17 protein-coding genes and 2 tRNA genes are annotated in these 21,445 nt (G+C 65.0%); 15 read left to right on the forward strand and 4 right to left on the reverse strand.

What is annotated here, in order from left to right; genetic code table 11:
• The 10 genes from dnaA to ACQP0C_RS00050 all read left to right on the forward strand — a co-directional run bounded on the left by dnaA (position 1) and on the right by ACQP0C_RS00050 (position 12,615).
• Positions 1 to 1,983 (forward strand): chromosomal replication initiator protein DnaA, encoded by a 1,983-nt coding sequence (dnaA, locus tag ACQP0C_RS00005; protein ID WP_433729323.1) that lies wholly within the window; start codon positions 1 to 3, stop codon positions 1,981 to 1,983.
• A gap of 839 nt (positions 1,984 to 2,822) precedes the next feature.
• Positions 2,823 to 4,004, forward strand: a complete 1,182-nt coding sequence (gene dnaN, locus ACQP0C_RS00010) for a DNA polymerase III subunit beta (RefSeq protein ID WP_433729325.1) — start codon at positions 2,823 to 2,825, stop codon at positions 4,002 to 4,004.
• A gap of 136 nt (positions 4,005 to 4,140) precedes the next feature.
• A complete protein-coding gene (gene recF, locus ACQP0C_RS00015) occupies positions 4,141 to 5,322 on the forward strand; it encodes a DNA replication/repair protein RecF (protein ID WP_433729327.1) in 1,182 nt (393 codons plus the stop codon).
• 213 nt (positions 5,323 to 5,535) lie between these two features.
• Entirely contained in the window at positions 5,536 to 6,096 is a 561-nt protein-coding gene (locus tag ACQP0C_RS00020) for a DUF721 family protein (protein WP_433729329.1), read from the forward strand.
• Positions 6,097 to 6,484: 388 nt separating this feature from the next.
• Positions 6,485 to 8,524: a DNA topoisomerase (ATP-hydrolyzing) subunit B gene (gene gyrB / locus ACQP0C_RS00025; RefSeq protein WP_433729331.1), complete on the forward strand. Its 2,040-nt coding sequence runs from the start codon at positions 6,485 to 6,487 to the stop codon at positions 8,522 to 8,524.
• Between the two features lie 47 nt (positions 8,525 to 8,571).
• Positions 8,572 to 11,094, forward strand: a complete 2,523-nt coding sequence (gyrA, locus tag ACQP0C_RS00030) for a DNA gyrase subunit A (protein ID WP_433729333.1) — start codon at positions 8,572 to 8,574, stop codon at positions 11,092 to 11,094.
• A 39-nt stretch (positions 11,095 to 11,133) separates the two neighbouring features.
• Positions 11,134 to 12,174 carry a DUF3566 domain-containing protein gene (locus ACQP0C_RS00035; RefSeq protein ID WP_433729335.1) on the forward strand — a complete coding sequence of 347 codons (1,041 nt, stop codon included), beginning with the start codon at positions 11,134 to 11,136 and terminating at the stop codon, positions 12,172 to 12,174.
• A 132-nt stretch (positions 12,175 to 12,306) separates the two neighbouring features.
• A tRNA-Ile gene (locus tag ACQP0C_RS00040) sits at positions 12,307 to 12,380 on the forward strand.
• Between the two features lie 29 nt (positions 12,381 to 12,409).
• A complete protein-coding gene (locus ACQP0C_RS00045) occupies positions 12,410 to 12,517 on the forward strand; it encodes a DLW-39 family protein (protein ID WP_218007666.1) in 108 nt (35 codons plus the stop codon).
• 25 nt (positions 12,518 to 12,542) lie between these two features.
• Positions 12,543 to 12,615: transfer RNA gene (locus ACQP0C_RS00050), tRNA-Ala, on the forward strand.
• 920 nt (positions 12,616 to 13,535) lie between these two features.
• Here the strand turns inward: ACQP0C_RS00050 and ACQP0C_RS00055 are convergent.
• Both ACQP0C_RS00055 and ACQP0C_RS00060 read right to left on the reverse strand, forming a co-directional pair.
• A complete protein-coding gene (locus ACQP0C_RS00055; protein ID WP_433729337.1) occupies positions 13,536 to 14,780 on the reverse strand; it encodes a hypothetical protein in 1,245 nt (414 codons plus the stop codon).
• A gap of 40 nt (positions 14,781 to 14,820) precedes the next feature.
• Entirely contained in the window at positions 14,821 to 15,531 is a 711-nt protein-coding gene (locus ACQP0C_RS00060; protein ID WP_433729339.1) for a YoaK family protein, read from the reverse strand.
• A 163-nt stretch (positions 15,532 to 15,694) separates the two neighbouring features.
• On the opposite strand from ACQP0C_RS00060, the gene ACQP0C_RS00065 reads away from it, so the two are divergent.
• The 3 genes from ACQP0C_RS00065 to ACQP0C_RS00075 all read left to right on the forward strand — a co-directional run bounded on the left by ACQP0C_RS00065 (position 15,695) and on the right by ACQP0C_RS00075 (position 19,191).
• The gene (locus ACQP0C_RS00065) at positions 15,695 to 16,636 is read left to right on the forward strand and encodes an acyl-CoA dehydrogenase family protein (RefSeq protein WP_433729340.1); all 942 of its coding nucleotides are present in this window, start codon (positions 15,695 to 15,697) and stop codon (positions 16,634 to 16,636) included.
• A gap of 690 nt (positions 16,637 to 17,326) precedes the next feature.
• The gene (locus tag ACQP0C_RS00070) at positions 17,327 to 18,343 is read left to right on the forward strand and encodes an ATP-binding cassette domain-containing protein (RefSeq protein ID WP_433729342.1); all 1,017 of its coding nucleotides are present in this window, start codon (positions 17,327 to 17,329) and stop codon (positions 18,341 to 18,343) included.
• A gap of 29 nt (positions 18,344 to 18,372) precedes the next feature.
• On the forward strand, positions 18,373 to 19,191 hold the full coding sequence (locus tag ACQP0C_RS00075) for an ABC transporter permease (protein ID WP_433734810.1): 819 nt from the start codon (positions 18,373 to 18,375) through the stop codon (positions 19,189 to 19,191).
• Positions 19,192 to 19,223: 32 nt separating this feature from the next.
• Here ACQP0C_RS00075 and ACQP0C_RS00080 read toward each other — a convergent pair whose 3' ends face one another.
• Positions 19,224 to 19,436 carry a hypothetical protein gene (locus ACQP0C_RS00080; protein ID WP_433729344.1) on the reverse strand — a complete coding sequence of 71 codons (213 nt, stop codon included), beginning with the start codon at positions 19,434 to 19,436 and terminating at the stop codon, positions 19,224 to 19,226.
• Positions 19,437 to 19,541: 105 nt separating this feature from the next.
• On the opposite strand from ACQP0C_RS00080, the gene ACQP0C_RS00085 reads away from it, so the two are divergent.
• Positions 19,542 to 20,069, forward strand: a complete 528-nt coding sequence (locus ACQP0C_RS00085) for a peptidylprolyl isomerase (protein ID WP_433729346.1) — start codon at positions 19,542 to 19,544, stop codon at positions 20,067 to 20,069.
• Positions 20,070 to 20,073: 4 nt separating this feature from the next.
• Entirely contained in the window at positions 20,074 to 20,943 is an 870-nt protein-coding gene (locus ACQP0C_RS00090; protein WP_433729348.1) for a rhomboid family intramembrane serine protease, read from the forward strand.
• A gap of 43 nt (positions 20,944 to 20,986) precedes the next feature.
• On the opposite strand, the gene ACQP0C_RS00095 is transcribed toward ACQP0C_RS00090, so the two are convergent.
• The gene (locus ACQP0C_RS00095) at positions 20,987 to 21,388 is read right to left on the reverse strand and encodes a PH domain-containing protein (RefSeq protein ID WP_433734811.1); all 402 of its coding nucleotides are present in this window, start codon (positions 21,386 to 21,388) and stop codon (positions 20,987 to 20,989) included.
• Between the last annotated feature and the right edge of the window lie 57 nt (positions 21,389 to 21,445).

Genomic DNA, 21,445 nt, shown 5'->3' on the forward strand with positions numbered 1-21,445 from the left:
ATGGACGACGAGCAGAACGTGTTGGCCACAGTGTGGCCGGAGGTGGTCGCCGAGCTCACCACCGGCTCGCCCGATGGTGCCATCCCGCCGGTTTCACGGGCGCAGCAGGCCTGGCTCAAACTGGTCAAGCCGCTGACCGTGGCGCAGGGCTTCGCCTTGCTCTCGGTGCCGTCCTCATTGGCCCAAGAGGCCATCGAACGCGATCTGCGCGAACCCATTCTGCGCTCCCTCGGCCGTCGCCTCGGTCCCCAGGTCGAGGGCCTCGGGGTGCGGATCGCCGCACCGGCCACCCAGCCGACCGAACGCCCCGGCAATAATCCGCGCCACGCCAGAATGACGAGTCGGCCGGAGCGCGGCCGAGACAGCGGCCGCGGCCCGGCCGGATATCCCGCCCCGGACTATCCGGGACGCTCCGACTATTCGCCGCCGCGTTATGCACAGGCCAACGACTACCCGCCAGCGCCGGAATACTCGGGCGGGCCCGAATACTCGGCCGCGCCGGACTACGAGTCCACATCCGAGTACGCGGGCGCGCCGGAATATCTGCCGGTGCCCGGATACGAAACCGCCGGTGAGTTCCCGACCGACGAATACTCGCCCCGCGGCGACTACTCGGGCCCGGTCAATGGCGAACGACCGGACGTGCCGCCCGTGCCCCGCCGGGAATCCGGATTGCCGCCCCGGCGTGATTCCGTGCCGCCCGGACAGGAATCGCTGTTCAACCCGGAACCAGCACCCGAGCCGGGACGTGGCCAGGGGCGCGCGCCGATGCGGGAAGCAGCTCCCGTGCGGGAAGCGCGGCCGAATGGCGATTCGGCGATCGCGGCCGCGCACGAATCGGTTCGCGAGCCGATCTCGAACAACTCCCACGATGACGAACCGGTTGTCAACGTCCGCAACTCATGGCCCACCTACTTCACCAAGTCGCAGGAGAACCCCGCGCCGTCCAACTCCTCGGCGAGCTTGAACGCGAAGTACACCTTCGAGACGTTCGTCATCGGCGCATCCAACCGCTTCGCGCACGCGGCGGCCGTGGCCATCGCGGAGGCGCCAGCACGCGCCTACAATCCGCTGTTCGTCTGGGGCGCTTCGGGTTTGGGCAAGACCCACCTGCTGCACGCGGCGGGCCACTATGCCCAGCGGCTGTTCCCCGGCATGCGGGTGAAGTACGTCTCGACCGAAGAGTTCACCAACGACTTCATCAACAGCCTGCGCGACGACCGGAAGGTGGCGTTCAAGCGCCGCTACCGCGAAACCGACATCCTGCTGGTCGACGACATTCAGTTCATCGAGGGTAAGGAAGGCATCCAGGAGGAGTTCTTCCACACCTTCAACACCCTGCACAACGCGAATAAGCAGATCGTGGTGTCCTCGGACCGGCCGCCCAAGCAACTGGCCACCCTGGAGGAGCGGCTGCGGACCCGGTTCGAATGGGGGCTGATCACCGATGTGCAGCCGCCGGAACTGGAGACCCGCATCGCGATTCTGCGCAAGAAGGCGCGGATGGACCGGCTCGACGTACCGCACGACGTGCTCGAGCTGATCGCCAGCCGGGTCGAACGCAATATCCGCGAGTTGGAGGGTGCGCTGATCCGGGTGACGGCCTTCGCGTCACTGAACGGTCAGCCGCTGGATCTGCCGCTGGCCGAGGTCGTCCTGCGCGATCTCATGCCCGATACCGCGACGCTGGAGATCAACGCGGCGACGATCATGGCCGTCACCGCCGAATACTTCAACACCACCCTGGAGGAGCTGACCGGACCGGGTAAGGCCCGGCCGTTGGCCCAGGCCCGGCAGATCGCGATGTACCTATGCCGCGAACTGACCGATCTATCACTGCCCAAGATCGGTCAGGCCTTCGGTCGCGACCACACCACGGTGATGTACGCGGAGAAGAAGGTTCGCAAGGAGATGACCGAACGACGACGGGTCTACGACCAGGTGCAAGAACTAACAGCCCGGATTAAACAGCGTTCGCGCTGACCAACCCTCACACCCTGTGCACCGCCCCTGACCTGGGGCGGTGCTTTTTTGTGCCCTGTGGAGTCCTCGAGGAATTCTTGTGGAGTCCTCGAGGAAACTCCAAGTTGTACACCGGTTTGTCCACAGGCTCGCGGCACGGGTTCGGCGATTCGGCTAACAGGGGTGGATTCAACAGGTTCCACAGGCTGGCCCGCCCACACCCCTTGACCAGCACAGGGTTCGGTCACAGGGCTGTGGAATCCTCGAGGAGTCCGTGTGGAGTCCTCGAGGATTCCTCGAGTTGTCCACGATTCGATGCACATCTGTGAACAACTACGGGTATGTGGTGGAACAACTCGAGGAGCGCTCGAGGATGAATGGGGGACAACTGGCGAACCTCCACAGACTCCTCATGTTCATCCTCGAGTCACCCTGCGGCCATCCCCACGGCACCACACCCACGGACCTGCGGATTCGGCTGCAGTCCACAGATTCCACAGTGCCTACTACTACTTCAGTTCTTCTTCTTAGAAATCTCTCTTCAAAACAGGGTGTGTGGAAAGTCGGTCGATGCGCATCGGCATCCGAATCGGTCACCGCACCCGAGCAAGGAAAGGGCGGGGACGACCTATCCACCGATCGCCCGAACTCCTTCGCCGTGACTTCTCATCGATACGAGTGCCGGGATCGCTACGAACAGTGACCGGAGGGTCGGGCTAGGTTCATATGGTCCGCGCGGGTACGGTTTGATGTCGGTCGCCTATGCCACACTTCTGGGTGGCCGAAACAGCACCCCTTTTTCGAGAATCAACGCTGAGAGCCGACACAGATCACGGAACCGGGAGAGGACAGATCGGGCGATGGAGCTGGCGAGTATGAAGTTTCGGGTCGCCCGGGAGGATTTCGCCGAGTCCGTTGCATGGGTGGCACGCAGCCTCCCGTCACGGCCTCCGGTTCCCGTACTCGGCGGCGTGCTACTCGTGGCGGGCGAGGACGGACTGACCGTCTCCGGCTTCGACTACGAGGTCTCCGCGCAGATGCGCGTCGCGGCCGAGGTCGCCGGTCCCGGTGAGGTGCTCGTCTCCGGTCGACTGCTCGCCGATATCACCAAGGCGCTGTCCAATAAGCCCGTCGATGTCGCTATCGACGGCACCCGGGTGCTGATCACCTGTGGCAGTGCGAAATTCTCGCTGCCGACCATGCCGGTCGAGGACTATCCCCAGTTGCCCGAGGTGCCCGAGCAGACCGGTGCGCTGAGCGTCGATGTCTTCGCCGAAGCGGTCGGTCAGGTCGCGGTCGCCGCCGGACGCGACGACACCCTGCCGATGCTCACCGGTATTCGGGTCGAGATCGAGGGGCCGCAGGTCGTGCTCGCGGCCACCGACCGATTCCGGTTGGCGGTCCGGCACATCGAATGGCAGCCGACCCGCACCGATATCGAGACCTCGGTGCTGATTCCGGCCCGCACGCTGTCGGAGGCCGCGAAGACGCTCGGCCCGTCGGATGCTCCCGTGCAGTTGTCGCTCGGCACCGGAAGCGGTGCTGGCTCCGATGGTCTGCTCGGCATCGTGAACGCGGGCCGCCGGACCACCACCCGACTGCTCGACGCGGAATTCCCCAAGTTCCGCCAGTTGCTCCCCAAGGAGCACACCTCGATCGCCACCCTGCAGGTCTCGACATTGACCGATGCCATCAAGCGCGTCGCCTTGGTCGCCGAGCGCGGCGCCCAGGTGCGCCTGGAGTTCACCGATGAGGGCCTGCTGCTCTCGGCGGGTGGTGACGACGCCGGACGCGCCGAGGAATGGCTCGAGGCCGAATTCCGCGGTGAGGCGCTGACCATCGCTTTCAACCCGGGCTATCTGATCGACGGGCTCTCCGCTTTGCATGCCGAGCGGGTCACCTTCGGCTTCACCACACCGAGTCGTCCCGCGGTGCTGCTGCCCGCCAGTGACGAGGAGCCGAAGGTGACGGAGTCGGGTGCCTTCGCCGCATTGGAAAGCCCCTACATCTACCTGTTGATGCCGGTCCGGCTGCCGGGCTGAGCATCGGCGGCGATGCGATTTATCCACAGTTCGTCCACAGACAGTGGATGGACCACAAGATGTTGTGGTCTGCGGCCGATTCGTACCGAGCAGCGGCGAAAAACGGCGATGACGACGGCCGGAGCGGAGTAGACGGGTGTTCATCCGGACGCTGTCACTGCGCGACTTCCGCTCCTGGGAGCATGCCGAGCTCGAATTATCCCCAGGCCGAACGGTTTTCCTCGGCTCGAATGGCAACGGTAAGACGAACCTGCTCGAAGCGGTCGGCTACCTCGCCACCTTGGGCTCGCATCGGGTCGCCGCCGACGCACCGCTGATCCGCATCGGCGCGGATCGCGCCAGGATCGGGGCAACCGTGGTGAACACGGGTCGCGAGCTGCGCGTCGATATCGAACTGAACCAGGGCACCGCGAATCGCGCGCAGATCAACCGATCGCCGGTGCGCAGACCACGGGAGATCCTCGGCATTCTGCAGACAGTGCTGTTCGCGCCGGAGGATCTGGCCTTGGTCAGGGGCGATCCGGGCGAACGTCGGCGCTTCCTCGACGAGTTGTGCACAGCCCGGTTACCGCGATTGGCCGCGGTTCGATCCGACTACGACCGGGTGCTGCGGCAGCGTTCGGCCCTCTTGAAATCCGCTGGACGACAGGCCCGTTCGAAGGCGGAACTGAGCACCCTCGACGTATGGGACGGACATCTGGCGACCCATGCCGCCGTACTGCTCGCCCAGCGGCTGCGGTTGGTGCACGATCTGTATCCATATCTCGCACAGGCGTACTCATCGATCGCACCCGAGTCCCGTCCGGCCGCAATCGGCTATCGCAGCGCGAGCCTGCCAGCGGAGTTCCTGGATCCGGCGCGCGCACCGCTGCCCGATGACACCGAGGCGCTGGAGGCGATCATGCTGCGGGAATTGGCGGCGGCGCGCCCGAAGGAGTTGGAGCGCGGCGTCTGCCTGGTCGGCCCGCACCGTGACGACCTGGATCTGATGCTCGGCACCGCGCCCGCGAAAGGCTTTGCCAGTCACGGCGAATCGTGGTCGTTCGCGCTGGCGCTGCGGCTCGCGGCCTTCGAACTGCTGCGTGCCACCGGCGCCGAACCCGTGCTGTTGCTCGACGATGTCTTCGCCGAACTCGACCGCCGCCGACGCGCGGCACTCGCGCAGGTCGCGGCGGGGGCCGAGCAGGTGCTGATCACCGCAGCGGTGCCCGAGGACGTGCCAGCCGAATTGTCCGCGGTACCGCTGTGGGTAGAGACCAACGGCGGCGCGGACGGCCGGATCTCCCGAATCGCCGATGTCGAAACCCCCACCGCCTGATCCGTGACGTCAATTCGTACCGACGCCAGGACATCTGCCCGCGTGGTTCATCGGTAAGATCACCCGCGAATGCGTTGCAAAGCCATAGCTACCAACGCACCAACTGATTTCGTAATCCGCCGGGTACGTCCAGAACTGTCGCGCATCCGACCGCCGGTCCGGCGATCAGGGTTCGACGACCGGCGAGAGGTTCGTGGAGGGAGAGGCGGACCCGTGAGCGATCGAGCAGCATCGAACGCATCTCCATCGGAGCCGGAACCGGAACTGCGCGGCATCGATCTGGCGCGCCGCGCGCTGGAGGAGGCCCGGGCCGCCGCCAAGGCCAGCGGTAAATCGGTGGGACAGGGTCGGGCCTCGCCGCGTCGGCTGCGTACCGGGGCCCGGCGCCGCACCGGTTGGTCCGGCGCACGGCCCGATGACCGTGACCCGCAGCTGCTTTCGAGCCTGGCTGGCGCCATCGCGAAGAATCGGGGCTGGTCGGCCAAGGTCGCCGAGGGCATGGTCTTCGGCCGATGGGCTGGTGTGGTCGGCGAGGACATCGCCTCGCACGCGACTCCGGTGACGCTGAAGGACGGCGTGCTGAGCATCACCGCCGAGTCGACGGCATGGGCCACCCAGCTGCGCATGCTGCAGGGGCAGCTGCTGGCGAAGATCAACGCGGCGGTCGGGCAGGGCGTGGTCACCTCGCTGAAGATCACCGGTCCGGCGGCCCCGAGCTGGCGCAAGGGCGAACGCCATATCAAGGGGCGCGGCCCTCGTGACACCTACGGATAGCATTGCGCGAGGTCGTTCCACGTGAAACCCTGGGATTCGGACATATGTTCGATGATCGGTCCGTGTGGAAACCGGCGATCGGCCCACCGCTCGGGAAAGGGCTCGGGGAGGCGGAATGGCGGACGCAAAGCGGTTGAAGGCGGAACCGACCCATCGTCGACCGATTTCTCGCATCCACGGAGCCGTTAGGGGTGTCGTAGGTGCACTGTGGCTTGGGTCTACCAGTAGGATGGTGGGGTAACTAGCGGCGAACCTTCGGCGCGTTCCGCACAGCCCGCGCGTGGACCCGTATTTCACGACCAGAAATCTGAACCGGGGCCCCACGTGTGCTGTCCGACCGCTGCGCCAAGGATCAGCAAGTAAGGAGAGCTACCGACCAGTGGCTGCCATGGACTCCAACGCATCGGGCTCGACCAACGCGACATCGGGCAAGCAGGACTACGGTGCCTCCTCCATCACGGTTCTGGAAGGCCTGGAGGCGGTCCGCAAACGCCCGGGCATGTACATCGGCTCCACTGGCGAGCGTGGCCTGCATCACCTGATCTGGGAAGTCGTCGACAACTCCGTCGACGAGGCGATGGCGGGCTACGCCACGAAGGTCGAGGTCACGCTACTCTCCGACGGGGGCGTCGAGGTCGTCGACGACGGCCGTGGCATTCCGACCGGCATGCACGCCCAGGGCATCCCCACCGTCGAGGTGGTCATGACCCAGCTGCACGCGGGTGGCAAGTTCGACTCCGACTCCTATGCGGTGTCCGGTGGTCTGCACGGTGTCGGCATTTCCGTGGTCAACGCGCTGTCGCACCGGCTCGAAGCCGAGATCGACCACGACGGTTACCACTGGAGCCAGACCTACAAGGACGCCAAGCCCGGCAAGCTCGTGCAGGGTGAGCCGACGAAGCGGACCGGTACGACCATCCGCTTCTGGGCGGATCCGGAAATCTTCGAAACCACGACCTACAACTTCGAGACGGTGGCCCGCCGACTGCAGGAGATGGCGTTCCTGAACAAGGGCCTCACCATCGTCCTCACCGATGAGCGGGTGAGCGATACCGACATCACCGACGAAGTGGTCAGCGAGACGGCCGAAGCGCCGAAGCATGCCGACGAGGACGCGCCCGCGCCCGCGCACAAGGTGAAGACCCGCACCTACCACTACCCCGGTGGGCTCGAGGACTTCGTCAAGCACATTAACCGGACCAAGCAGCCCATCCACAACTCGGTGGTGAGCTTCACCGGCAAGGGCACCGGCCACGAGCTCGAGGTCGCCATGCAGTGGAACTCGGGTTACTCCGAGTCGGTGCACACCTTCGCGAATACCATCAACACCCACGAGGGCGGTACTCACGAGGAGGGTTTCCGCGCGGCGCTAACCACGGTGGTCAACAAGTACGCCAAAGACAAGAAGCTGCTCAAGGACAAGGACGGCAACCTCACCGGTGACGACATCCGCGAGGGCTTGGCCGCGATCGTCAGCGTGAAGGTCGGCGAGCCGCAGTTCGAGGGCCAGACCAAGACCAAGCTCGGCAATACCGAGGTCAAGTCGTTCGTGCAGCGCACCTGCAACGAGCACCTCTCGCACTGGTTCGAGGCCAATCCGGCCGATGCGAAGACCATTGTGAACAAGGCGGTTTCCTCGGCGCAGGCCCGGGTCGCGGCGCGTAAGGCGCGTGAGTTGGTGCGCCGCAAGAGCGCCACCGACCTCGGTGGCCTGCCCGGCAAGCTGGCCGACTGCCGATCCAAGGATCCGAGCAAGTCCGAGATCTACATCGTGGAGGGTGACTCCGCCGGTGGCTCGGCCAAATCCGGCCGCGATTCGATGTACCAGGCGATCCTGCCGCTGCGCGGCAAGATCATCAACGTCGAGAAGGCCCGCATCGACCGCGTCCTCAAGAACAACGAGGTGCAGTCGATCATCACCGCCTTCGGCACCGGCATCCACGACGAATTCGATATCGCCAAGCTGCGCTATCACAAGATCGTGCTGATGGCCGACGCCGATGTGGACGGCCAGCACATCTCGACCCTGCTGCTCACCCTGCTGTTCCGCTTCATGCGGCCGTTGGTCGAGCATGGGCACGTGTATCTCGCGCAGCCGCCGCTGTACAAGCTCAAGTGGCAGCGGTCCGATCCGGAGTTCGCCTACTCCGATCGCGAGCGCGACGGTCTGCTCGAGGCGGGTCTCGCCGCGGGCAAGAAGATCAACAAGGACGACGGTGTCCAGCGCTACAAGGGTCTCGGCGAGATGAACGCCAAGGAGCTCTGGGAGACCACCATGGATCCCGCGGTGCGGGTACTGCGTCAGGTCACCCTCGACGATGCCGCCGCGGCCGACGAGCTGTTCTCCATCCTGATGGGTGAGGACGTCGAGGCCCGCCGCAGCTTCATCACCCGCAATGCCAAGGACGTTCGCTTCCTCGACGTGTAACCGGCGTGACGCGTAATTCCACGTCCGGTGCCAAAGGAGACTTTTAGATGACTGAAACCACCCTGCCACCCAACGGCGGAGCGGGTGACCGGATCGAGCCGGTCGACATCCAGAACGAAATGCAGAGCAGCTACATCGATTACGCGATGAGTGTGATCGTCGGCCGCGCGTTGCCCGACGTCCGCGACGGCCTCAAGCCGGTGCATCGCCGGGTGCTCTACGCGATGTACGACAACGGCTACCGTCCCGACCGCGGCTATGTGAAGTCCGCCCGTCCGGTCGCCGAGACCATGGGTAACTACCACCCGCACGGTGACGCCTCGATCTACGACACCCTGGTCCGCATGGCCCAGCCTTGGTCGCTGCGCTATCCGTTGGTCGACGGCCAGGGCAACTTCGGCTCCCGCGGCAATGACGGCGCGGCCGCCATGCGGTACACCGAATGCCGCCTGACTCCGCTGGCCATGGAGCTGCTGCGGGAAATCGACCACGAGACGGTCGATTTCACGCCGAACTACGACGGCCGCTCACAGGAGCCGACGGTTCTCCCCAGCCGTGTGCCCAACCTGTTGATGAACGGCAGCAACGGCATCGCGGTCGGTATGGCGACCAATATCCCGCCGCACAACCTCAACGAGTTGGCCGAGGCGGTCTACTGGGCGCTGGAGAACTACGAGGCCGATGAGGAGACCACCCTCGCCGCCTGTATGGAGCGGGTCAAGGGGCCGGACTTCCCGACCTACGGCCTCATCGTCGGTGGTCAGGGCATCCACGACGCCTACACCACCGGCCGCGGCTCGATCCGCATGCGCGGTGTCGTCGAGATCGAAGAGGACAACCGCGGTCGCACCACCATCGTCATCACCGAGCTGCCGTACCAGGTCAATACCGACAACTTCATCAACTCCATCGCGGAGCAGGTGAAGGACGGCAAGATCGCGGGCATCTCCGATATCCACGACGAGTCCTCCGACCGTGCCGGTATGCGGATCGTGGTCACCATCAAGCGCGATGCGGTGGCCAAGGTCGTGCTGAACAACCTCTACAAGCACACCCAGCTGCAAACCAGTTTCGGCGCCAACATGCTCTCGATCGTGGACGGCGTGCCGCGCACGCTGCGCCTGGATCAGATGATCCGGCTCTACGTCGAACACCAGTTGGATGTCATCGTGCGGCGCACCCGCTACCTGTTGCGCAAGGCCGAGGAGCGGGCCCACATCCTGCGTGGCTTGGTGAAGGCACTCGACGCACTCGACGAGGTCATCGCGCTGATCCGGCGTTCGGCCAATACCGACACCGCGCGCACCGGCCTGATGCAGTTGCTGGATATCGACGAGATCCAGGCCACCGCCATCCTCGATATGCAGCTGCGCAGGCTGTCCGCCCTGGAACGGCAGAAGATCATCGACGATCTGGCCAAGATCGAGGCCGAAATCGCCGACCTCAAGGACATTCTCGAAAAGCCCGAGCGCCAGCGCGCCATCGTGCGCGACGAACTGGCCGAGATCGTCGAGAAGTACGGCGATGAGCGGCGCACCAAGATCGTGGCCAATGACGGCGATATGGCCGATGAGGATCTCATCGCCCGCGAGGATGTGGTCGTCACCGTCACCGAGACCGGCTACGCCAAGCGCACCAAGACCGACCTGTACCGCAGCCAGAAGCGCGGCGGTAAGGGCGTGCAGGGTGCGGGTCTCAAGCAGGACGACATCGTCAAGCACTTCTTCGTCAGCTCCACGCACGACTGGCTGCTGTTCTTCACCAATAAGGGCCGGGTGTACCGCGCCAAGGCCTACGAACTGCCCGAGGCCAGCCGGACCGCGCGCGGTCAGCATGTGGCGAACCTGCTGGCGTTCCAGCCGGACGAGAAGATCGCCCAGATCATTCAGATCAAGGGCTACGAGGACGCCCCGTATCTGGTGCTCGCCACCAGGAACGGCCTGGTGAAGAAGTCGAAGCTCTCCGATTTCGACTCCAACCGCAGCGGCGGCATCGTCGCGGTGAACCTGCGCGACGAGGACGAACTGGTCGGCGCCGTGCTGTGCTCGGCCGACGACGATCTGCTGCTGGTGTCGGCGCAGGGCCAGTCGATCCGCTTCTCGGCCACCGATGAGGCGCTGCGTCCGATGGGTCGCGCCACCTCCGGTGTGCAGGGCATGCGATTCAACGCCGACGATGAACTGTTGTCGCTCAATGTGGTTCGTGCCGATACCTACCTCCTCGTCGCGACCTCCGGCGGCTATGCCAAGCGGACCGCGATCGAGGAGTACACCCCGCAGGGTCGCGGCGGTAAAGGCGTATTGACTATCCAATACGACACCAAGCGTGGCACCCTGGTCGGTGCGCTCATCGTCGACGACGAGGATGAGTTGTATGCGATCACGTCGGGCGGTGGCGTTATCCGGACGGCGGCGAAGCAGGTTCGTAAGGCTGGACGGCAGACCAAGGGCGTGCGATTGATGAACCTGGCCGATGGCGATACCTTGCTTGCTATCGCGCGCAATGCCGACGAACCCGATCCTGATGCGATCGTCGGCGGAGACGGCGACACCGGTTCCTCTGAACAGTAACCCCACAGCGGCGGCAACGAACGGATCTAAGGATTCCCATTGACCACTCCGAATCAGCCGAACGACGAGCGGCACCAGACGAACGGTGTAACCGAACGTATCGCACCGTCACCGATTCCGCCTCGGCCGATCTCACGACCCGTCGCCTCGGCCGAGCACGGTCAGCCGGTTGGCGCGCCGGGAGGTGCCCAGCCGCATGAAAACCACAACCCGCCAGGCGAAGTCGCGTTCAAGGCGCCGGAACCGGCCGCTGCCGACGGGTCCGAATCGAAAAAGGATGCCGGTGATTCCGCGGGCAACGGCCATTCTCCCTTCCAGGAGGGTTGGTCGCAGTTGCCGCAGCGGGAGCCGCAGTCGAACCTGTATCGGCCCGGGCAGTCGCCGGTGACCGGTCGGCCGAATTCCACCGGCGGCGGGCTCAACAGCGGTGGCGGCGGCCTCGGTGGTGGCGGCGGCCTCGGTGGTGGTGGCGGCCTCGGTGGTGGCAATGCCCGCACCACCGCGGATCTGGCGGCCAAGGCGGCGCGCAAGGAAGCGGCGATGGTGAAGTCCGTCGGTATCGACGGACCGACCCGGAGCATCGCGCGCCCGGAACTGATCAAGGACATGCCGGACCTCTCGGAGATCCGGCATCCGCTGCCGGTCGAAATCCCGGGCCCACAGGCCACCCCGATCTCGCCCGCGGTTCCGGTCGCCGTCGCGGCGGCGGTCGCCACGGGTGAGCCGTTGCGGGCGACGGTGCAGATCCGCCGGATCGACCCATGGTCGACCCTGAAGATCTCGCTGGTGATCAGCGTGGCCATGTTCTTCGTGTGGATGCTCGCGGTCGGTCTGCTCTACATCGTGCTCGAGGGCATGGGTGTCTGGGAGCGGCTCAACAGCACCTTCACCGATATGGTCTCCTCGGACAGCGGAGCGGTCGGACTGGTCGACGCCGGTTCGGTCTTCGGGTACGCGGGCGTCATCGGGCTGATCAATGTGGTGCTTTTCACAGCCTTGGCGACCGTCGGCGTCTTCATCTACAACCAGTGCTGTGACCTTGTCGGCGGCATTCAGATCACCCTGGCCGACCCCGATTAGAACGGTTGCCGAACGGCCGGTCGCTGCCCTCGCGCAGGGCGGTGACCGGCCGTTTTGGTCATCGGCGGGCGGGTAAGGTAATCTCGTGCCTCGGTTCGGTTAGCAGCTTCGGCGGGTATCCGAACGAGATGAGGGCCTATAGCTCAGGCGGTTAGAGCGCTTCGCTGATAACGAAGAGGTCGGAGGTTCAAGTCCTCCTAGGCCCACTCCCGAACATCACAGTAGGGTGGGAATCATGAAAATTCTTCTCACGGTCGGTGTCGTGGTCGCGGTTCTCATCGGAATCACCAAGCTACGCAAGCGCGACGACGCAGACCTGTGGCACGAAGTCACCACCCGCTGATTCTGTCCTCGGACAGCAGGGATTCGGGGCCTTAGCTCAATTGGCAGAGCACTGCCTTTGCAAGGCAGGGGTTAGGGGTTCGATTCCCCTAGGCTCCACAAGGAACCATGCAGGTCACGGCCTAGATCTATGATCTAGGCCGGCCTGGGGCCACACTTGCGGTCCACATATCGAATCTGAGGGGATTCGGCGCCGAACGAAATGGCGCACGCATGTCGGTCGACAATCCTCTGACCGAGCTCGGGGCTTCGCCAAAAAACACGCGAAACGAGACAAGGCTCACGCTCTCCGTGAGCATGAGCCTGGCATCGAGTGGCCTTGACGGGCCATCATACGAACCGCACGGTCTGGCCGACGGCCCGGACATCGTGATCCACGAAGTCGGCACCCGGCCGTAGCGCGGGTTGGGCAGGCTTAGCCCGGTCCCGTAGCGCAATGCCCCGTCATGATGGCGCACAAGATCTGCGCGGCCAAGGATTTGAGCGCTTCGCCAGCCGAACCGGAGGACGAACCAGTGTCGTCCACCTGGGACACGGACGGGGTTTCAGCCGCGAGCGTTGGTCCCGACTCGGCCTGCGCCGGGGCGAAGGGGATCAGCATGGCACCCGTCAGCAGTACGCCGGCAACGGCACTGCGGATAACTCGATTCAATTCAAACCTGCTCAGCCTCAGAGGATTTCGGTCCGCAAGCGCGGATTACTCGGGTTAGATCGACGGATACTTACCGTCCGTTACGGACTGTCCGTCGACCGGTCGATGCCACCTTCCGCACCCCCGATCCCGAAACGACAACGGGGCCGGTCACGCTTCTGCGATACCGGCCCCGGTCGGGATGGGTACGTGCAAATGGCTCCGTTGGTGGACCCTGAAGTTTCGCCTCCCGGAGGACCACTGTTCGTGTTGGCGCGCAGGGCAGGGGTGGTGGTCGCTAGATCTTCGAGAAGTGTGACTCGTCAAGGTTGTCGGGCACCCACGGGATAGTCGTGCTTCCGTCCGATCATCGGCGTTCCGGCTCGGTTCACAGGGCGACCGAGGCCTGCTTCAACTGGGTGAGCATTTCTTCGTCGGGCCAGAACCGAGCTTCAAAGCGGATGGGGGACATCGCCGGAATTGGTGTGAGACCGGTTATTTCGAGGGCTGCCGTGAATGGGACGGTGCAGACCGGGACGGCGTTGTTATCGGCGTCGGTGCTGGCGAACGTGATGTAGTCGGCGGCAGGCAGCAGGTAGTCGACGCCTTTGCCCCACACGGTGTAGGTGTAGGGCCAGGTGTCGGTGCCCGCGATCTTGATATCGCCGACAATGGCCATCTCCAGGCCGTAGCAGGCGAATTCGAAATCGCGCTCCAGTGCCCTATTGAGCCAGTCGGCCTGGGCGGCGTATTCCCAGACTGCCAAGTGGTATCCGGCGCGTACGGCGGCCTGGTGCTGCTCGTGCGGGCCCGCCCGGTCGAAGGGCACCACGGTGCCATCTTCGTCCAGGGTGTAGCCCTGCGGTGAGAGCCGGTGGCGTGCGTTGACGTACTGTTCCTCGACCTGGCGATAGATGCGCGCCAGCAGGTGTGGGATGTCGGGGACCACGATGAGGTTGTTGATATCGGGCATGAAGGCCACCGGGCGGCGGCCGCTGTAGCGCTGACTGAAACTCGCCAGCCAGCCGGGTGCCAGTGGCCATGAGGTGATGTAGCCGCTGCCCTCATCATCGTTCAGGCTGAGGATCGCATTGCCGCGTGGATTATGGGGCTGTGCAATGGTTTCCAGGTTTTTGCGGGCCGTCGTGAAGACCTCGTCGGCACCGACCTGCCAACGTGCCAGCGCCAAGTTGTTGACGATGGTTCGGGAGTTCGGATTGTCGATCGCCACCAGCTCGTCGACGAATGGCAAGGCCGGGCGGCTGATGCCCCGCGCTTCATCGTAGGTAGCCAACCCGGGCCTGCGTTGCAGCACGTCGTCCCACGCCGCCTGCTTGTAGGTGGCCGAACGCAGAATCGGGCGCAGTAGCGGACGGGCTTCCTCCCAGGTGGGCAGATGTCGTTCGTCCTCGCTCACCATCGCCAGAAACCGTGCGATACGCGCCGCGCGTCGCGGCCCGGACAAGCGAACAGCATCGTGGTAAGCATTGCCGAGTCCGATCTCGGATCCGTCGCTGAGATCGACGCGGAACGCCTCGGCGTCGTACCCCGCGACCTCCATGCCGACATCGGCGAGATGCCGCAGCACAAGTGTCGCAAAGTGATCCGGTGTCAGGTCATCGAAACTCCCCACCGGACAACCGTATCCGTCGACTCGACGGCGCGCACGGGGGTCAGCTGGTCGCTGGTGGGCCGTGGCGGTCCAGGTGCAGGTAGGTGTAGCAGGTGGTGAGCAGGCAAACCACGGTGGCGGTGATGAGCATGGCCCAGCCCGCCACCAGCAGGCTCAACAGACCACCGAGCAGGGCACCGCTGCAGAAGGCGGCGTAGAGCAGGAAATAGCCGAGCCAGTCGGCGTAATCGCCGCCGCTGATATGACGTTCGATGCCCTGGGCCAATTTGACGAGAGTTCCGGTGACGTAGCTGAGGGGCACCGAGACCTCGCCGTCCTTGACAAAGGAGGTGTTGAGAGCGCCGACGCCGAAGGCCACCAGCAGGATGGGAATGAGGTCGATATTGGTGACGCTCGTTATCGCGTAGAGGATCCCGTCCAGTAGCGATGCCGCGGCCAGGCTGAGGGTGGTGAGCAGGGTCGGGCCGTGCGGATGTCCGGACCAGAAATGCCTGCGGCACAAGGAGGCGACCACCACCCCGGCGAGGAACGACACCAGCAGCAGGGCCGCTGCGACGGCCAGGTCGGGTTCGTCGTGGAAGTAGCCGAGGATGGCGCGATCGGTATTGCCGGTCATGAAGGTGACGAAATAGCCAGCGGTATGCATGAACGCCGCGGCTCCGATAAGACCGGCCAGGGCCGCGAGTACCCACGACAGCCGTGCCTCGGCGTCGAACAGCTTCTTTCGGCGCTCTAGATCCGGTTTTGTCACTGGTCGGGCTCCTCTTGGCGGATGACGACTCAGTGATACCCGGTGTTTCTGAGATTCCGCTGACGCATCGCCGAGGTGTTGGATAAGGATTGCCGGATGATCGCGGAACGGATGCCGGGGTTCCGGCGCGATCACATGGCCGATTCTCGGTTAGCGTGCACGGGTGGACTCTGTGTTCGACTATCTGCTGACCGAGGTGCTCGATCCGGCACCGCTCGAGACGATTGCCGATGCCTGGATCCGGCATCGGGCGGCCGCCGGGCGATTCGATACGACGGTGGATCTCGCGATCGCCGGTGGATTCGGTGCGGACCGACTGGGTTTCGCATTCCTGTCCGGATATCAGGAGGCGCTGCGCGCCCTACTGCCCGATCTCGCGGCCGATGAACTGGTCGCGGTCTCCGCGACCGAGGCGGGCGGCGCGCATCCGTCCGCGATCCAGACCAGGGTGACCGAAACCGACGGTGGCTGGCGGGTGGACGGGACGAAGACCTTCACCACATTGGGGATCCTGGCGCGGCGGCTGTTGGTGATCGCCAGCGCCGGCGTGGCGGCGGACGGGCGCAATCGGCTGCGCGCCGTACTCGTCGACGCGGGAGCGCCCGGTGTGTACGTGACGAATCTGCCCGCGATACCGTTCGCACCCGAAATCCCACATGCCACGGTGACATTCGCCGATGCCGTGGCCCAGGTGCTGCCCGGGGACGGGTATTCGGACTACCTCAAGCCATTCCGCACCATCGAGGACGTGCATGTGCTCGCGGCAACGCTCGGCTGGCTGGTGCGGGTCGGGCGTGAGTCCGACTGGCCGCGGGCGGTGCTGCAGCGGCTGGTCGCGGCGGTGGCCTTCGTGCGGGGACTGGATATGGAGCGCCCGACCGCACCAGGCGGACATATCGCCCTGGGCGGGGCGTACGAATTCTTCGAGTCGGTGCTGGCGGAGCTGGAGCCGCTCTGGGCTCGGGCCGATCCGGTCACTCGCGAGCGGTGGGATCGGGACCGTCGGCTACTGGCGACGGCGGGAAAGGTACGGGCGCAACGGTTGACGGCGGCCTGGCAATCGGTGGGCATCGAGGAGATTCCTGCGCTGCCGACGGATAGCTGAGCCGGATTTCGACTTGCCCCAGAAATGGGGAGCGGGCCTCGGCGAAGGGGGGGAGTTAGCCGAGGCCCGCGTAAGGTCGGCCCGGGGGGGAGGGGCCGACGTGAATGATCCTACGCGATGATCCTGGATTGTGTGTGCGTGGGGATCGCCACTTTCCAAGATTTTTTGGGTCGGCTTACCTGCTAGGTGTTCTGCTGTCGCCCAGATGGCCGGACCGGTCGGTAGCCGGTTCGCTCGGTAGATCCGTGACTGTTGTCAAAAATGTTGTCGCGCAGGGTTTTACGGAGTGATCGAGATCCGGCTACCGGCCGAGGGAAGTGTGAAAACCATGCTGACCGATTGCTGTCGGTCCGGAATCGCGCCGCGGTTTCGTCTCCCCGGCTGCGGATTTGGCCGGATTTGCCGCGTGTCGTTCGGGGGCGGGCATGTCGTGTACGCGGACGCCGAGTATCGGCCGGGCCCGAATCGGGTAGTGCGCTACGCGCGATGGCCGAGTACCGGGGCGGGATGATCGAAACCGGTCGCATCCCGATCCGGCACCCCCGAGCACCGCCCGGAACGGGATGCGACCGTTCTATGTCCGGCACCGCGTCAGCAGGTGATAAGCCCTGGTGGGCGAATAATCACAGGAAATTGTCGGTACCCAGGGCAATACTGGCTCGAGTAACGGCCTCGAACCCCAGGAGAATCATGCCCGACGCAATAGTCGCCGAGGGTCTGGTCAAACGATACGGCCAGTTGGTCGCCCTCGATGGACTCGACCTGTCGGTGCCGGAGGGTACCGTCACCGCACTGCTCGGACCCAATGGTGCGGGCAAGACCACCACCGTCCGGGTGCTCACCACCCTGCTGATTCCGGACGCGGGCCACGCGACGGTCGCGGGTATAGATGTGCTCCGCAATCCACAGGCACTGCGCTCGCGCATCGGCGCATCGGGACAGTACGCCGCCGTCGACGAATATCTCACCGGATTCGAAAACCTGGAAATGGTGGGGCGGCTCTATCACATGGGCGTGCAGCGAAGTAAGGAGCGCGCCAGGGAATTGCTGGAGCGTTTCCGGCTCAGCGACGCCGCCGACCGACCGGTCAAGGGCTATTCCGGAGGTATGCGACGCCGCCTCGACCTGGCCGGTGCGCTGGTGGCGAATCCGCCGGTGCTCTTCCTCGACGAGCCGACCACCGGACTCGATCCGCGTGCGCGCCTCGACCTCTGGGATGTCATCGAGGAACTCGTAGCGGGCGGCACCACCCTGCTGCTCACCACGCAGTACATGGAGGAGGCCGACCGGCTGGCCGATTCCATCGCGGTGATCGACCACGGCAGGGTGATCGCCCGCGGTACCGCGGACGAGCTCAAGACGCTGGTCGGCGGCGACCGCATAGAACTGACCGTCGACCACGCCGACAATCTCGCGACCGCCGAGGAGGCGCTGCGGGGCTTGGCGGACGGGGAGATCCACCTGGAGCCGGGGCTGCGCCGGATCACCGTTCCGGTCAGCGATGGCTCGCAGGCGCTCGTCGAGGCCATCGGCAGGCTGAGCACGCACAACGTACAGATCCACGATGTCGGCCTGCGTCGCCCGTCGTTGGACGACGTCTTCCTCAGCCTCACCGGACACGAGGCCGAGGAGCTCATCAACGGCGACGGTCGCAATGGCGGCAAGGCCGGGGATCGGCTCGAGGCAACGGAAGGACACCGGCGATGACCGCGGCCACCCTGGAGACCAGAACCACCATGTCACTCGGTGAGCGACTGTCCATCATCGGCAGCGACAGCGTGACGATCGCGAAGCGGAATGTCATCAAGATCAAGCGAGTGCCCGATGTGCTGATCTTCTCGACACTGTCGCCGATCATGTTCGTGCTGCTGTTCGCCTATATCTTCGGCTCGGCGATCGAGGTGCCCGGCATGTCGGGCGGCTACCGGGAATTCCTGATCGCGGGCATTTTCGCGCAGTCGGTGGTATTCGGCGCGACGTTCACCGGATTGGGCCTCGCCGAGGATATGCAGAAGGGCATTATCGACCGGTTCCGCTCGCTGCCGATGGCGCCATCGGCGGTACTGGTCGGGCGCACCATCAGCGATGTGGTGATCAATGTGGTCAGCCTGGTGGTGATGTCACTGACCGGATATGTCGTCGGCTGGCGCATTCGCGGATCGTTGCTCGACGCGGCGCTCGCCTTTGTGCTGCTGCTGCTGTTCGCCTACGCGATCTCGTGGATCATGGCCGTGGTCGGGCTGCTGGTCCGCGCGCCCGAGGTGTTCAACAACGCCAGCTTCATGGTGATCTTCCCGCTGACCTTCCTGGCCAATACCTTCGTTCCGCTGGAGAATCTGCCGACGGCGCTGCGGATATTCGCCGAATGGAATCCGGTGTCCGCGGTTACCCAGGCCACCCGCGACCTGTTCGGTAATACCAGCCCGCTGGCGCCGAAATCGGAAGCCTGGTCCATGCAGCATCCGGTGGTGACCACGCTGGCGTGGGTGGTGATCATCCTGCTGGTGTTCATCCCGCTCGCGCTGCGGCAGTACAAGCGCACCGTCAGCCGGTGACCGGGCCGGGACCCGGTCCTCATGACCGTCCGTCAGCGACCGTTGTCCGCGCTGGCGCCCGCCAGGGGCGTCGGCGCGGAACCATTGCGGGAATACCCGATTCGCGGCGGCGCCGGTGCGGGCGCCGGCGGTTGCGGGCGCTTACTGCGTACCAGCCAGGCCACGCCACCGGCCAGCGCGACAACGACCGCGGCGATCAGTCGGTTACGAGAACGTGCGGATACAAACAGTCGCCCCAAGGTCATTCGACAACTGTGGCATATACCCGCGTATCGTGCAGTAGTACCAGTTCACAGCCGTATCCGGCCCGGTTCGGCGAAGAATCCGGCGATCGTGGCACGATGGGCGGCGTGACCTCACCGAATCAGACCGCCGTGGCGACGGTGCGCACCAACTACGGCGATATCAAGATCTCGCTCTTCGGTAACCACGCCCCGAAGACGGTGCGGAACTTCGTCGGCCTGGCCGATGGATCGGCGCCGTACACGACGGAGAACGCGAGCGGAGGAAACTCCGGGCCGTTCTACGACGGCGGGGTCTTCCACCGGGTGATGGACGGGTTCATGATTCAAGGCGGTGACCCGACCGGCACCGGACGTGGTGGACCGGGTTACGAATTCGGCGACGAATTCCATCCGGAGCTGCGCTTCGACCGCGGCTACCTGCTGGCGATGGCGAATGTGGGACCGGCAACCAATGGTTCGCAGTTCTTCATCACCGTCGGCCCGCAGCCGCACCTGAACCGCAAGCACACCATCTTCGGGGAGGTCGTCGACCCCGATTCGCGCAAGGTCGTCGATGCCATCGCGACCACGGCCACCGATCGCAACGACCGTCCCAAGGAAGCTGTGACCATCTCCTCGATCACTATCGAATAATCCGATGAACGCTCAGCCGCCCGCACCGACGTGCGTCCGCCACCCCAATCGACCGACGGGCCTGGCCTGCACGCGTTGCGGGCGGCCCGCTTGTCCGGACTGCCTGCGACCCGCCGCAGTGGGTCAGCATTGTGTCGACTGCATCCGCGAAGGTCAGCGTGCGGTCCGCCCGGTGCGTACCGTGGCCGGTGCGCAGACCGCGCGGACCCCGATTCCGTATGTCACCTACGCGCTGATCGCGCTGAACACGATCGTGTTCACGGTCACCGCTGGCCAATCGCGCAGCCTGGTCGAGAACACCTCTCATTCCGCGCTGTACGTCGACTGGGTGCTGTACCCGCCCGCGGTGGCGCACGGTCAGTATGTGCGGCTGATCGGATCCGGCTTCCTGCACTACGGTCCGATCCACCTACTGCTCAATATGTTCGCGCTCTACGTGGTGGGCCGAAGTATGGAGCCGGTACTCGGGCGGGCGCGCTATCTGGTGGTCTATCTGGTGTCACTGCTCGGCGGTTCGGCCGCCGTCATGGTCTTCGCCAAGGACAGTCTCACCGCCGGTGCGTCATGCGCGGTGTACGGCCTGTTCGGCGCGATCACGGTGGTGCTGATCCGGGTGCGGCAGAATCCGAATCAGATGTTGATCCTCATCGGCATCAATGTCTTCATCAGTTTCTCGCTGCCCGGCATCTCGCTGGCCGGACACCTGGGCGGACTGGCCGCCGGGACGCTCGCCGCGCTCGGCATTCTGTTCCTGCCCGAGTTGTTGCGCGCGAAATCCCAAGAGAACGCACGAATGATCGGCTGGGCGGCGGTTGCCGTGGTCGCGGTCGCGGCGCTTGCGGTCATCGTTGCCGCGGCGATGTCACTGCGGTAAATGCTTCACGTGAAACGTTGTCGCCGCCCGGATTCAGCGTCGGCTACTGCGCCAGGCCATGCGCGACAAGGGTTTCGAAGACTTCGTCCGGACTGGTGCCGAGATCCCAGCGACCGAAGATGAGCAGCCGTTCATCGCCGTCGTGCTCGACATCGATTTCGAGCATGGGATTCTTGCGGCCCAGGCGACGGTAGCCGACGACCCGCGCGCGCAGAATCTGATCGCGCCGGTATTCGGTCGACCCGGTCAGGGCGCGAACCACCAGACGCGGCTCGGGTCCGGAAGCGATGCTCAGTCGCGGGCGCTGCCGGAACCCGAGTCCGGCCAACGCCAGCAGGCCGACCGCGGCCAACCCGATGAGCAGACGGCTCGGTCCATCCTTGGCGAGGATCGCGGCACCGGCCAGCACCACGCCGCCGATGGTGACCGCGATGAGTGCGGCCATCGGTGTAGTCCAGGTCGTGCGTGGTTCGGGCGGCAGCGGATCAGGCGAATCGGATTC

Origin of the sequence: Nocardia sp. CA-129566 (genome assembly GCF_050956075.1) — a bacterium.
GTDB lineage: Bacteria > Actinomycetota > Actinomycetes > Mycobacteriales > Mycobacteriaceae > Nocardia.

What these genes read in the sequence shown, in the direction of transcription:
- gyrB (WP_433729331.1), top strand. Translation starts at nt 6,485, where the DNA reads ATGGACTCCAACGCATCGGGCTCGACCAACGCGACATCGGGCAAGCAG.
- ACQP0C_RS00070 (WP_433729342.1), top strand. Translation starts at nt 17,327, where the DNA reads ATGCCCGACGCAATAGTCGCCGAGGGTCTGGTCAAACGATACGGCCAG.
- dnaA (WP_433729323.1), top strand. Translation starts at nt 1, where the DNA reads ATGGACGACGAGCAGAACGTGTTGGCCACAGTGTGGCCGGAGGTGGTC.
- ACQP0C_RS00095 (WP_433734811.1), bottom strand. Translation starts at nt 21,388, where the DNA reads ATGGCCGCACTCATCGCGGTCACCATCGGCGGCGTGGTGCTGGCCGGT.
- gyrA (WP_433729333.1), top strand. Translation starts at nt 8,572, where the DNA reads ATGACTGAAACCACCCTGCCACCCAACGGCGGAGCGGGTGACCGGATC.
- ACQP0C_RS00090 (WP_433729348.1), top strand. Translation starts at nt 20,074, where the DNA reads ATGAACGCTCAGCCGCCCGCACCGACGTGCGTCCGCCACCCCAATCGA.
- dnaN (WP_433729325.1), top strand. Translation starts at nt 2,823, where the DNA reads ATGGAGCTGGCGAGTATGAAGTTTCGGGTCGCCCGGGAGGATTTCGCC.
- ACQP0C_RS00080 (WP_433729344.1), bottom strand. Translation starts at nt 19,436, where the DNA reads ATGACCTTGGGGCGACTGTTTGTATCCGCACGTTCTCGTAACCGACTG.
- ACQP0C_RS00045 (WP_218007666.1), top strand. Translation starts at nt 12,410, where the DNA reads ATGAAAATTCTTCTCACGGTCGGTGTCGTGGTCGCGGTTCTCATCGGA.
- ACQP0C_RS00075 (WP_433734810.1), top strand. Translation starts at nt 18,373, where the DNA reads ATGTCACTCGGTGAGCGACTGTCCATCATCGGCAGCGACAGCGTGACG.